Raw genomic sequence first — 1,689 nt, forward strand, 5'->3', positions numbered from 1 at the left:
ATGGTCACTTCCTCCCGCCAAACCACCCATTTATAGCCAACATCAACAAGAGACGCTATAAGAGCCTCCTTAGTCCTGAAGTTCGCCGCGCGAGGCTTCGACCGGGACCACACTGCGATTTCAGTTATCGCGTATGGCCGGGAGACCACCGTACGCTGCGGGACACCGAGAGTTGATGTTTGGTAAGACGATGCATGAGGCTGAAATCGACCCGCGGCACCAACCGCCGCGTAGTGCGCCCGCAACGGCACAGTTGCTCGAGGCGGCATCGAGCTTGGCCGATGATCCTGCCGCAGGTTTCGACGATCCTGCCGCCCAGGCCAGACTTGCCAGATTTCTACAGCTTTATAGTCAATGGATTATATTGCATCGTGGAATGTCGGAATCGCTTGAGATATGGGCCGAGCAAAGCAAAATCCTTGTCCATTGCATGGTTGGCGCCGGCACCCTTGAAGAGGCGTTGGATCTCAATATACGATTTGCCACACTATTCTGGGGCAAATATATTGAGACCGAATTACGCCACGAGGGCGACCATACGGCTGTTATTTTCCGCGAGCCCCTCGAACAAGGCCGAGATGGATTGATCCGTGCGATGTGGCCGCTGATTGCGACGCTTAGTCAACTGGAATTTCTCGCCGGCGGACCGTTAAAAGGGGTTTCCGGCCGCGTACCAACCCCTGCATGCGTTCCCCGCAGCACGGTCGCCCTGCTTTTCCGTGGATTGCTTGCATATAATGCTGACGAAGCTGCACTAGTCATTCCGAAACATCTATTGCAACGGCCAGTAGTGGCGCGGGCGCGTGACATTCCAGCCTTCTTTGAAAAATTTATGCTCATAACAGTTACCGGCGTTCAGGCGCCAATCAAGATGCGCCCAATGATCGAGGCACTTCTCCGATCCGGAAAAATTTCTAACCCGGACGCATCTGCAGATTTACCCAGCTTAGCGACCCGTCTTCACCAAAGTGTCGCAACAATCCGGCGCCGTCTTCGGAGTGAAGGCACGACCTTCAGAAGCATAAAGGACGATGTTTTCGACGACATCGCGAAGGCGTGGCTGCGTGAAACGGACTACACAATAGAGGCTATTGCAACCATGCTTGGATACAGTGATACCTACGGATTTCGGCGTGCCTTCCACCGCCGCAACGCGATCCCGCCCTTGTCCTACCGCCACAAAGCTGGCCTCCGGAAAGGCGCTGATTTGCATAATAATTCACATCCTAAGCAAACGGTCGGACCCGAACAGGTTTAGCATTTCTAGAAAGAACTTGTCTCACAGTTTTGTTGCGCGGGCGGTTTGCGCCCAGTATGCGTGCAATAGCACAGGGAAGTCATTCCGCGAGTGCGCTGGAGTCCGCGCTTGGCAGCGCTGGCCTTTTTATAAAGAACAATAGCGGTAGAGCGACCAACGTGGCGCACATTAAAAATATATAGTCATCATTATAGGCAACCATTAATCAGTACGTAGATATCCCGACATATTTTACTTGACACCACGGGTCGGGTTGGATTCTTTTATCGTTATAAGAGACGATGACGCCCGCAAGCTGGACCACGCGACGCTGGAAGCGCTTCGCATTCGCGGGGTTGGTTTGGTTCAGAAGGGTGAGAGCCCCGAGGTTGTTGGCAAAGCACTGGGCCTGAACCGCACCACGATCTACGAGTGGCTAGCGATTTACCGTC

General features: G+C 53.7%; 2 protein-coding genes. Both read left to right on the forward strand.

The features are described 5' to 3' along the window. Positions 1 to 274 precede the first annotated feature (274 nt). Positions 275 to 1,258: a helix-turn-helix transcriptional regulator gene (locus QQJ84_RS18875; RefSeq protein ID WP_284259884.1), complete on the forward strand. Its 984-nt coding sequence runs from the start codon at positions 275 to 277 to the stop codon at positions 1,256 to 1,258. 253 nt (positions 1,259 to 1,511) lie between these two features. Beyond that, positions 1,512 to 1,689 (forward strand): helix-turn-helix domain-containing protein (locus tag QQJ84_RS19540; RefSeq protein WP_408862246.1); only part of this gene is annotated, 178 nt, incomplete at its 3' end.

The sequence above is a fragment of the Acidocella aquatica genome (genome assembly GCF_030160635.1).
Classification (GTDB): domain Bacteria; phylum Pseudomonadota; class Alphaproteobacteria; order Acetobacterales; family Acetobacteraceae; genus Acidocella; species Acidocella aquatica.